The 10,025-nt window shown below is 67.4% G+C and carries 9 protein-coding genes; 2 read left to right on the forward strand and 7 right to left on the reverse strand.

Annotation, left to right across the window (positions count from 1 at the left end; genetic code table 11):
- Positions 1-35: 35 nt before the first annotated feature.
- Positions 36-1,067 (reverse strand): alpha/beta fold hydrolase, encoded by a 1,032-nt coding sequence (locus A5699_RS18580; RefSeq protein WP_067771954.1) that lies wholly within the window; start codon positions 1,065-1,067, stop codon positions 36-38.
- An 84-nt stretch (positions 1,068-1,151) separates the two neighbouring features.
- Here A5699_RS18580 and A5699_RS18585 point away from each other — a divergent pair, with 84 nt between their 5' ends.
- Positions 1,152-2,033, forward strand: a complete 882-nt coding sequence (locus A5699_RS18585) for a LysR family transcriptional regulator (protein ID WP_231965759.1) — start codon at positions 1,152-1,154, stop codon at positions 2,031-2,033.
- A 31-nt stretch (positions 2,034-2,064) separates the two neighbouring features.
- Here the strand turns inward: A5699_RS18585 and A5699_RS18590 are convergent, their stop codons facing one another.
- On the reverse strand, positions 2,065-2,418 hold the full coding sequence (locus A5699_RS18590) for a VOC family protein (protein WP_029109183.1): 354 nt from the start codon (positions 2,416-2,418) through the stop codon (positions 2,065-2,067).
- Between the two features lie 43 nt (positions 2,419-2,461).
- Positions 2,462-3,382, reverse strand: a complete 921-nt coding sequence (locus A5699_RS18595; RefSeq protein ID WP_067771956.1) for a TIGR03619 family F420-dependent LLM class oxidoreductase — start codon at positions 3,380-3,382, stop codon at positions 2,462-2,464.
- Positions 3,383-3,493: 111 nt separating this feature from the next.
- Here A5699_RS18595 and A5699_RS18600 point away from each other — a divergent pair, with 111 nt between their 5' ends.
- Positions 3,494-4,273, forward strand: coding sequence for an SDR family NAD(P)-dependent oxidoreductase (locus A5699_RS18600; protein WP_067771959.1), 780 nt, complete (start codon positions 3,494-3,496; stop codon positions 4,271-4,273).
- On the opposite strand, the gene A5699_RS18605 is transcribed toward A5699_RS18600, so the two are convergent.
- From A5699_RS18605 to A5699_RS18620, 4 genes are all read right to left on the reverse strand, one after another.
- On the reverse strand, positions 4,238-4,867 hold the full coding sequence (locus A5699_RS18605; protein ID WP_067771962.1) for a TetR/AcrR family transcriptional regulator: 630 nt from the start codon (positions 4,865-4,867) through the stop codon (positions 4,238-4,240). The genes A5699_RS18600 and A5699_RS18605 overlap by 36 nt on opposite strands.
- Before the next feature lie 8 nt (positions 4,868-4,875).
- Entirely contained in the window at positions 4,876-6,084 is a 1,209-nt protein-coding gene (locus A5699_RS18610) for an FAD-dependent oxidoreductase (RefSeq protein ID WP_067771965.1), read from the reverse strand.
- Positions 6,077-8,242: an RNA polymerase recycling motor ATPase HelR gene (gene helR, locus A5699_RS18615; protein WP_157561330.1), complete on the reverse strand. Its 2,166-nt coding sequence runs from the start codon at positions 8,240-8,242 to the stop codon at positions 6,077-6,079. Before helR ends, A5699_RS18610 begins: the two co-directional genes overlap by 8 nt.
- Positions 8,243-8,262: 20 nt before the next feature.
- Positions 8,263-10,025, reverse strand: a 1,763-nt coding sequence (locus A5699_RS18620; RefSeq protein WP_067771991.1) for a DUF3516 domain-containing protein, incomplete at its 5' end; no start/stop codon positions are given.

Raw genomic sequence — 10,025 nt, forward strand, 5'->3', positions numbered from 1 at the left:
GCTGTCACAGTGCCGCAGAAGCACGTGCCCGGAGATCAGCGCCCGCCCATCCGGCTGACGTCGGCGATGGCGGCGGCGAACTGCTCTGGCGCCTCCTGCGGCACGTTGTGCCCGATGCCGTCGAAGATGCGGTGTTCGTAGGGGCCGGTGTACAGCGCGCGGTAGCCGGCACCGTCCTTGGCGGCGCCGTCGAAGTCCGACCCGATCGTGATCGTGGGAACGGTGACGGCTGGTTTGGCGGCCAGTCGCGCCTCGTCGGCGTCGAAGCGGGCCTCACCGGGAGCCAGGCTCAGCCGCCACCGGTAGTTGTGCACCACGATGTCGACGTGATCGGGGTTGTCGAAGGCCGCTGCGGACAGGTTGTAGGTAGCGTCGTCGAAATGCCATAGCGGCGAGGCCTTCTGCCAGATCAGCCGGTTGAACTCCGCCGTGTTCTGCCGGTAGCCGAGTTCGCCGCGCGGGGTGGCGAAGTAGTACTGGTACCACCAACCCAACTCGGCCTGCGGCAGCAGCGGCTGGAGGTTGGCGGCGAGGTTGACGGTGATGTAGCCGCTGACCGCGACCAGACCGGCGCACCGCTGTGGCCACAGTGCGGCGACGTTGTTGGCGGTGCGCCCGCCCCAGTCGTATCCGCCGAGCACGGCCTGCCCGATGTCGAGGGCATCCATCAGCGCAATCACGTCGTGCGCCTGTGCCGCCTGCTGACCGTTGCGCACGGTGTCGGCCGAACGGAACCGGGTCGAGCCGAACCCGCGCAGATAGGGGACGATCACCCGGAAGCCCCGGGCGGCCAGCAGTGCCGAGACGTCGGCATAACTGTGGATGTCGTAGGGCCAGCCGTGCAACAGGATCACTGGTTGTCCGTCGGCAGGGCCGGCGTCGGTGTAGCCGACATCGAGTTCGCCGGCATCGATCTGCTTGACGGGGTTCATGGTGTGCGACGGCTTGGCGGGTGGTCCGGACGGCGACGTCGGTGTCGGGGCGCCGCCACAGGCCGCCAGTGTCGCCGCCCCAGCGGCGGCTGCCGTCAGGAAGCCGAAATGCCTTCTACTCAACGCTGTCACCATCGGTCCATTTCACGCTGCGGGTACACATCAAGTCCAACGATTGGATCTGATGAGTCTCATCCACCAAATCGATAGGTTCTAGCCATGGAGTTACGTCAGCTTGAACACTTCATCGCGGTGGCCGGTGAGATGAGTTTCACCCGTGGCGCCGAGCGGGCACACGTGGTGCAGTCGGCATTGTCGTCGTCGATCGCGAAGCTGGAGCGTGAGCTCGGGGTGGCGTTGTTCGACAGGTCGCGGCAACGGATCAGCCTCACCGCGGCAGGTGAAGCCTTCCGGCCGCACGCCCTCGAGGTGTTGCACGCGGCCCGCGCCGCAACCGAATCCACCGGCAAGTTTCGCGGAGCTCTCATGGGCACCGTCGAATTCGGGTCGCTGATCTCCTACGGGCCGGTCGATGTCGCCCGCGCGCTCGGTGACTTTCACCGTGCCCACCCGTTCGTGCGGTTGCGCTTGCGGCTGAGCCAGTCCGGCGCGTCGGCCTACCTGTCGGCGCTGCTGGAAGGCTCGCTGGATCTGGCGCTGGTGTCACTGCCGAACCGTTTTCCCACCGGGCTCGACATGACGTTGTTGTTCGAGGAGAAGATGGTGTTCGTCTGCCGCGACGATCATCCGCTCTCTCGGCGACGTCGTCTCGATCTGGCGGATCTGGCCGACGAGGATCTCGTCGGGTTCCCACCCGAGTTCGGTCTGGATGGACGACGCTTTTCACCGGGCCGGGGTGGCCCCCAGAACGCAGTACGAGGTGCCGGCCGGGTTCGCCGTGATCGCCGAACTCGTCGGCAATGCCTGGGCACGGCGTTCATGCCGGCCTCGGAGGCGCGGCGGTTCGACGATCTACGGACAGTCGCCCTCCGTGATCCGGCGACATGGCAGGTCTATTTGGCCGCACCACGGGCCGAGCGGATGACCCCGGCTGCGGCCCGGCTGGCCGAAACTCTGCTCGCCGCGGCGTCGTCCGGCTGAGGCTTCAGCGCGCCAGCGGGCTTCCGAGCGGTTAGCGAGCCAGCGGGCTGTAGAACACCAGGCCGTTGCCCTTGTTGTCGTAGACCACCGCGCGGCGTTCATGGGCATCGTCGTAGGGATGCTTGATGATTCCGCCGCCGCTGGCCTCGATGGCCTTGGCCGCACCGTCCACGTCGGCGGTCTTGATCCCGACGACGACCTGGCCCGGGATCGGATGGTCGACGGAGGTGGCCAGCGCCAGGGTCAGAGATCCGCCGTCGAGCGCGGCGAAGTGGGCACCGTCGCGGAACTTCAGTGGCATGCCCAGGGTTTCGCTGTAGAACCGGATGGATTCGTCGAGGTCGTCGGTCGACAGGATGATCATGCGGACGTCGTGATCGCTCATCGGATTTCCTCCTCGTGGTGAACCTTCTCAGGGTAGGGGGCGGCTAGGGCACTTTGGGTTTGATCTCCTCGATCACCCATTGGGCATAGTCGAGGTACTCGTCGACACCGCGGACTGCCGGCAGCGGCACCGCGCTGACGGTGACGCCCTGCTCGGCGAGCCAGCACAACCGGTCGACGAGCTCCTGGGCACTCATCCCGGACCGGGCATCGGGATCCTCACGGACGGTATGGCCTTCACCGACGCGCCGGGTCGCCATACCGTGCACGACGTCGAAGGGCCGGCCGTCGTAACCCGGTGCCGACTTGATGAATTCGACGCGCTCGGCCAGCTGCTCGGGCGGGGTGAGGAAAGACCACCATCCACTGGCGTACTTGGCCGCCCGTTTCAGGGCAGCGTCGGCGTCACCGCCGATCCACACCGGAAGGTGCGGCTTCTGAATCGGTTTGGGTTCGAAGGCGATGTCGTCGAACGACACGTAGCGGCCCTCAAACCGGGGATTGTCACTGGTCCACAGCTCGACGATCGCGGCCAGGTACTCGTCGGCCATGCGGCCGCGCTCCTGGAAGGGCACGCCCAGTAACTCGAATTCCCGTTGCAGCCAACCGACTCCGAAGGTGACCATCATTCGGCCACTGCTCATCCAGTCGGCCGTCGCCAACGCCTTGGCCAGGACGATCGGGTGCTGCAAGGGCAGGACCGTGATGCACGAGTTGAGCCGGATGGAGGTGGTAGCTCCGGCGAGGTACGCCTGAGCGACGGTGGATTGCAGATAGTGGGGTCCGGACAGTTCGACGTGGTCGCGCGGGATCACGAAATGTTCGGGCGCGGCGATCATGTCGTAGCCCAGTTCGTCGGCCCGTTTGGCCATGCGGGTCTGGTCGGCGCCGGTGACGTCGGCCTCCCACGGCTGCATCATCGCCTTGAGTCGCAGCATGTGGGGCAAGTTGAAGATGAATTTCACTCGGGCTCCGTTCGATGCTGTGCGGGTCAGCCGTACCAGACTCTACATATATAGAGAAATGGTGCGGTACGTTGTCTCAAACCCACCGAAATACAGGAGACCTGGCCGACGATGACGCTGCAATTCGATCTCTCACCTCGCCGGGTGCTGATCACCGGGGCCGGCCAGGGAGTCGGCCGCGGGCTGGCCGAGGCATTCGGTGCCGCCGGCGCCACGGTGCTGATCAACGACCTGCGCGGGGACCGCGCCGAGGAGGTTGCCGCCGAGTTGCGTGCCGCCGGCGGTGAGGCGGTCGCCGTGCCGTTCGACGTCACCGACTATGAGGCGGCCACGCAGGCAATTACCGGGGCCGGGCCGGTCGACATCCTGATCAACAACGCGGGTAACGCCGGGGCCGAGGGCTTCGCCGCGCGGATGCCGTTCGCCGAAAGCGCTCCGAGCGACTGGGATCCGTTCCTGCGGGTGAATCTCTATGGCGTGCTGCACTGCACGCGTGCGGTGCTGCCGGGGATGGTCGAGCGCCAGTGGGGCCGGGTGGTGACGATCGTCTCCGACGCCGGACGGACCGGGGATGCCAGCGGCGCGGTATATGCGGCGGCCAAGGCCGGCGCCGCCGGTCTGACCCGCTCGATCGCCCTGGAGAACGGGCGCTACGGCATCACGGCCAACAACATTGCCCTGGGCACCATGCGTACCCCGCTGACCGAACCGCTGTGGGCCGAGATGGCCGATTCTCCTCAGGCGAAGGCAATCCTGTCGCGGTACCCGATCCGCAGACCCGGTCTGCCCGAAGATGTCGCCTATCTGGCGGTGCTGCTGGCCAGCGACCACGGGTCCTGGATCACCGGGCAGACGCTACCGGTCAACGGCGGCTACTCCTTCGCGATGTGACGCGGCAGGCACTGACGCGACGATCGAGGTGATGATGGTCTGCAGTTGTTCGGCGGAGTTGATGGTCCGGTCTCCGCGGGCCAGGGCCAGCATCAGCCCGCTGATGAAAGTCAGCAGCGCATAAGCTTTTTCGTCGACAAGGTGCGGATCGGTGTCGGCCGGACAGAGAGCGGCCACCACGTCACGGTGCAGCTCGAAGAACCGGCGTTGGTTGTGGCTGAACGCCTCGGCCAGGGCGGCGTCACGGCTGGCCGGCATGACCAGTTCGTAACGGGCCTTGCTGCGGACCAGACGCTGCCCGACGCCGGATTGGACGACCAGCCGGGCCAGGCCGGCCGCCGGCGACTCGCCGTGGCGTCGCGTTCGGGTTGCCGCGGTGAGGTCGGCCAGATCGAGGTCGGCGATTCGGTTGGCCACCGCACGCACCAGCGCCGCGCTGGTCCGGAAGTAGAACGACGTGGTTCCGTCAGGCATCCCGGCCTTGCGGTCCACCTTCAGATGTGTGACGCCTTTGATCCCCTCACGGGCCAGCAGAGTGATTGCCGCGTCGCATAATTCGCGTCGGCGTTGCTCCGGATTCTGTTTGCCACCCACGCCGGTACCTACCGTCGGGCCGGTCCGGCGACGTGCTCTGGACGCACCCCGGTGCCCACCAGGTAGGCCGGGATCGTCGTGAGTTGGGGGAACCGGCGCACGATCATCAGGAACAGCCCGGACGGGACGATCTCGCCACCGGCCATCACCGGCTGCAACACCTGACGATGCAGGATGCGTTGGAACCCTTGGGTGATGACGGTCGGAAGCTGCCGTTGCCGTTGCACGGCCGCCAGGTCCGACTCGGTGACCCGGTGTTCGCGCAGCGGCTCGTACAGCAGGCGCGCGGCCGCGGCGGCATCCTGGATGGCGACGTTGATGCCGACGCCGCCGACCGGCGACATGGCATGGGCGGCATCGCCGATGCACAGCAGGCCGTCGCGATGCCACCGCGACAGGCGGTTGAGTCGGACGTCGAGGTGCTTGACGTCGTCGAAGGATGAGATGGCGTGCGGGTCGGCTTCGGGGATCAGTTGGGCCAACTCGGCCCGGAACGCGTCGAGGCCCCGGGCCCGCAGTTCGGCGTCGCTGCCTTTCGGGATCAGGTATGCCACTTGGAAATACCCGGTGCGAGGAATCATGATCAGCGCCCGCCCGGGAGCGGTGCGCGGGATCAGCGAGTACTGACCGTCCTCGGTGCGTGGCACCCGAAACCACCACACGTCGAAGGGCACCGGATAGTCCCGGGGCGTCAATCCGGCCTCGCGCCTGGCCAGCGACCAACGCCCGTCGCAGGCCACGGTGAGGTCGGCGGTCAACTCACCGTCGCCGTCGGGACCGGTGTAACGCACACCGGTGATCCGCTCGCCGTCCCGCAGCAGGCCGGTCATCTCGGTCTGCATGCGCAGGGTGAAGTTGGATTCCTCCCGACCGGCGTCGGCCAACAGATCCAGAAAGTCCCACTGCGGCACCATCGCCACATAGGGGTGGGGTTGGCGTAACCGTCGGAAGTCGATGAGGGTCACCGGCGCCCGGCCGCCGACCGCAAATTCGGCCTTCTCCACCTTGCTGTAGCCGATCTTGCTGAACTCGTCGAACAGCCCCAGCTCGTCGAGCATCCGCATGGTGCTCGGATGCACTGTGTCGCCGCGGAAGTCGCGCAGGAAGTCGGCGTGTTTCTCCAGCACCGTGACCGTGACCCCGCACCGGGCCAGGATGAGCCCCAGCATCATCCCCGCGGGCCCGCCGCCGACGATCGCGCAGGTGGTGTCAGGCATCGACGAGTCCGTTCAGCGCAGCGGGCAACGGTTCGGTGTGCAGCACGCCGAGGCGCTGGGTGGCGCGGGTGAGCGCGACGTAGAGTTCGGCCGCGCCCCGGTCACCGTCGGCCAGGATGCGGGCGGGTTCCACCACGAGCACCGCGTCGAACTCCAGACCCTTGGTGTCCGACGGGGCCACCGCTCCGGGCACCTCGGGCGGCCCGATCACCACGGCCGTACCCTCGCGGGTGGCCTCGTCGCGCACGAATTCCTCGACAGCCGCCGGTATCTCGGCTGTTGTCAGCTTTCGCGACCACGGCTGCACGCCGGCGGCCCGCACCGATTCCGGCGGGGTGACCCCGGGGGCGAACTCGGCCAGCAGCGCACCGGCCACCGACATGATCTCGGACGGGGTCCGGTAGTTCACCGACAGCGTCCGGTAGATCCACCGGCCCGGCACGTACGGCTCCAGCATGTCGCCCCACGACCGGGCGCCGGCCGCCGAGCGACGCTGGGCCAGGTCACCGACGATCGTGAAGGACCGGCGCGGGCAACGACGCATCAGTACCCGCCAGTCCATCTCGGACAGTTCCTGGGCTTCGTCGACCACCACATGACCGTAGGTCCAGTCCCGGTCGGCCGCAGCACGTTCGGCGAGTTCGCGGGTATCGCGTTCGGCGAACCGGTCGGCCAGGTCCTCGGCATCGATCAAGTCGCTGGCCAAAAGGTGGTCCTCGTCGTCCATCAGATCTTCACGCGCGATCATCAGATCGAGCACCCCTGCGGCGTACGCGGCTTCCTCGCGGCGTTCGCGCTCGGCGGCTTCATCTGCGGCCTTGTCGCGCCCCAGCACGTCGACCAGCTCGTCGAGCAGCGGCACGTCCGAGACGGTCCAGGCGTCTCCTTCGGCGCGGAAGAACCGGGCATCCGCCCCGGCCGCCTTCAGCCGATCGGGTGACGAATACAGCGTGGTGAGCAGGCTTTCCGGGGTCAGGATCGGCCACAGCGCATCGAGTGCCTCGGCGAACGCGGCATTGTCGTCGAGCTCGCTGACCACGCTGGCCCGCAGCTCCTCCCACGCCGCCTTGTCCGCACGAGTCAGCCACCCCTTACCGATACGAGCGACGGCGCGTTCGGTGAGCACGTAGGTGACGATGTCACGGAACGTCGCCCGCGCCTCGTTGTGCGGGAGTCCAGTCTCTCGGGCCTCTTCGATGGCCCACTGCGCGGTTTCGGCGTCGATGCGCACGGTGACATCGGGCAGTTCGATGTAGATCGGCTCGTCGGGGACCTCCTGCCGGTCCGCGACCGCGGCGGCCAGCACGTCGAGGATCTTCAGTGACCCCTTGATCGCGGCCACCTCGGGCGCGTCCTCGGCGGTGACGTGCAGGCCGGGAGCCAGGTCGCCGGGGGTCATGAACACCGCATCGGATTCCCCCAGCGAGGGCAGTACCCGGCCGATGTGGTTCAGGAACGCCTCGTTGGGCCCGACCACGAGCACGCCGTGGCGTTCGATCCGCTCCCGGTGCGTATAGAGCAGATAGGCCACCCGGTGCAGCGCCACCACGGTCTTGCCGGTGCCCGGGCCGCCCTCGACCACCAGCACCCCGGTGTGCTCATTGCGGATGATCTCGTCCTGCTCGGCCTGGATCGTGGCGACGATGTCGCGCATGCCTGCACCGCGTGGGGCGTTGACCGCGGCCAGCAGTGCGGCATCGCCGTGATCGCCCTCGTGGGGGCGGCCCAGCACCTCGTCGGTGAAATCGAGTACGCGTCGCCCGAGGGTGCGGAACTGGCGGCGCTTTCGCATGTTTTCGGGGTGGGCGCCGGTCGCGGTGTAGAACGGCCGGGCCAATGGTGCGCGCCAATCCAGCAGCAGTGGCTCGAAGTCGTTGTCGCGGTCGAAGATCCCCAGTCGACCGACGTAAAGGCGTTCCCCGTCAACGGTTTCCAGCCGACCGAAACACAGACCGTTGTCGGCCACGTCGAGCCGGTTGGCCTCCTTGGCCAACGCCCGCACCTCGGCGTCGCGTTCCACCGCGGACCCGCCGTGCTCGCGCAGCGCGGTGCGGTAGCGGTCGCGCACCCGGATGCGTTCGGCGTCCAGGCGGGTGTACAGCCCGTCGACATAGCTCTGTTCGGACTGCACTTCGACGTCGTGATCGTCAGCTGGCACGTGCTTCACGGTTCCTTTGTTCATCTCATCCGCCCGGCGTCGACGATACGCAGCACCGCAGCGCCTTCCTCGTCGCTGGCGGCGAGGTCCACTTCCACGTCGAAGCCCCAATCGTGATCTCCGGCAGGATCATCGAGGATTTGTCGAACTCGCCACACCTGCGGCTGCCGGTCGAAGATCAGCAACGCCGGCCCACGCGCGTCCGCTCCCGTGCCCACCTCGGCGTGTTCGTCGAAATACTCCTCACCGATTTCGGCCCACCGATCGGCGGTCCAACCTGACGCGGCATCCAGCGCGCCGAGCTCGTCCCAGCGGGCCCGGGCGAACAACTCCACTCGCCGGAACAACGCGTTGCGCACCATCGCGGTGAAGGCCCGCTCGTTGCCGGTCAGCGGGCGCGGCCGGGCCGGCATGGCCACCGGCACATCGTGCGGCTGATCGGGGCTGGTGAGCTGTTCCCATTCGTCGAGCAGGCTGGAGTCCACCTGGCGTACCAATTCGCCGAGCCATTCGACGATGTCGGCGAGCTCCTCGGTGCGGGCCGCGGCGGGCACACCGGAGCGCAGCGCCTTGAACGCATCCGACAGGTAGCGCAGCACGGCGCCCTCGGAGCGGGTCAGCCCGTAGACGCTGATGTATTCGCGGAACGTCATTGCCCGTTCCCACATCTCACGCACCACCGACTTGGGGGACAGGTGCCCGTCGGCCGCCCACGGATTGGTCTGCCGGTACACCTCGTAGGTGTGCTCCAGGAGCTCGGCCAGCGGTTTGGGGTAGGTGACCTCGTCGAGCAACTCGATGCGCTCGTCGTACTCGATGCCGTCGGCCTTCATCTGGGCCACTGCCTCGCCGCGCGCCTTGTTCAGCTGCGCGGCCAGGATCTGGCGCGGGTCCTCCAGGGTCGCCTCGATCACCGAAACCACGTCCAGCGCATAGCTTTCCGACTTGGGATCCAGCACGTCGACCGCGGCCAGCGCGAACGTCGACAGTGGTTGGTTCAGCGCGAAATCGTCGGGCAGGTCGACGGTCAGCCGGTAGCGGCGGCCATCGGGTTCGGGCTGGTCGAGATGCTCGATCACCCCGGCCTGTAACAAGGACCGGGCGATGCCGACGGCCTCGCGGATGTGTTTCAACTGACGCTTGCGCGGCTCGTGGTTGTCGGTGAGCAGGCGGCGCATCGCCTCGAACGGGTCACCGGGACGGTCCACCACGTCGAGGATCATCGCGGTCGACACCCGCATGTTGCTGGTCAAGGCCTCCGGCGCGGCGTCCATCAACCGGTTCATGGTGTTCTCGCCCCACGGCACCATGCCTTCGGGTGCCTTGCGGCGCACCAGCTTTCGACGTTTCTTCGGATCGTCGGCCACCTTGGCGAACTGCTTGAGGTTCTCCACCTCGTGGTCGGGCGCCTGCACCACGACGGTGCCCGCGGTGTCGTAGCCGGCCCGCCCGGCCCGCCCGGCGATCTGATGGAACTCGCGGGCATTGAGCAACCGCATCCGGGTGCCGTCGTATTTGGACAGCGCCGAGAACACCACGGTGCGGATCGGCACGTTGATGCCCACCCCGAGGGTGTCGGTGCCGCAGATCACCTTGAGCAGCCCGGCCTGCGCCAGTTGTTCGACCAGCCGCCGGTACTTGGGCAGCATCCCGGCGTGGTGGACCCCGATGCCGTGCCGCACCAGGCGCGACAGCGTGGTCCCGAAGCTGGTCGAAAATCGGAAGCCGCCGATCATCTCGGCGATCGCCGCCTTCTCCTCTTTTGTGCACACGTTGACGCTCA

The sequence above is a fragment of the Mycobacterium sp. E802 genome (assembly GCF_001666875.1).
GTDB lineage: Bacteria > Actinomycetota > Actinomycetes > Mycobacteriales > Mycobacteriaceae > Mycobacterium.